Origin of the sequence: Mycolicibacter kumamotonensis (genome assembly GCF_002086285.1) — a bacterium.
Classification (GTDB): Bacteria; Actinomycetota; Actinomycetes; order Mycobacteriales; family Mycobacteriaceae; genus Mycobacterium; species Mycobacterium kumamotonense.
In genome coordinates this window covers 1-600 of sequence record NZ_MVHU01000116.1, presented here as the reverse complement: position 1 = coordinate 600, position 600 = coordinate 1, and the positions used below count along the sequence as shown (strand labels likewise).

1 protein-coding gene is annotated in these 600 nt (G+C 64.0%); it reads left to right on the top strand.

Annotation, left to right across the window (positions count from 1 at the left end):
* Window positions 1-600 (top strand): IS630 family transposase (locus BST28_RS23010; protein ID WP_234808400.1); only part of this gene is annotated, 600 nt, incomplete at both ends.

Below are 600 nucleotides of genomic sequence, written 5' to 3'. Positions count from 1 at the left end.
GTGCCGACGCCTCATGCTGCTGAGATTGTGCTGACCGCTGATGAGCGGGCCGAGTTGGAGGGGTGGGCGCGACGACGTACCAGCGCGGCCGGGTTAGCGATGCGGTCGCGAATTGTGTTGGCGGCAGCCGATGGTGGGACCAATACCGAGCTGGCCGAGCGGCTCGGGTTGTCGATCAGCACGGTGCGTCGATGGCGCAACCGGTTCGTTGTTGATCGCTGCGATGGCTTGCTTGATGAGCCCCGGCCCGGCCGGCCGCGAGTCGTCGGCGATGAGCAGATCAAGAACCTGATCACCGCGACGTTGGAGACCACCCCAGAAGATGCCACCCACTGGTCAACTCGGTCGATGGCCGAACACCTCGGCCTGAGCCAGTCGATGGTCTCTCGAGTGTGGCGGGCGTTCGGATTGGCACCGCACAAACAGGACTCGTGGAAACTGTCCAAGGACCCCTTGTTCGTCGAGAAGGTTCGCGACGTCGTCGGGCTCTACCTGAACCCGCCCGAACGGGCAGTCGTGCTCTGCGTCGACGAAAAAACCCAGATCCAGGCACTCAACCGCACCCAACCGGTATTCCCGATGCTGCCGGGCACCCCAGCA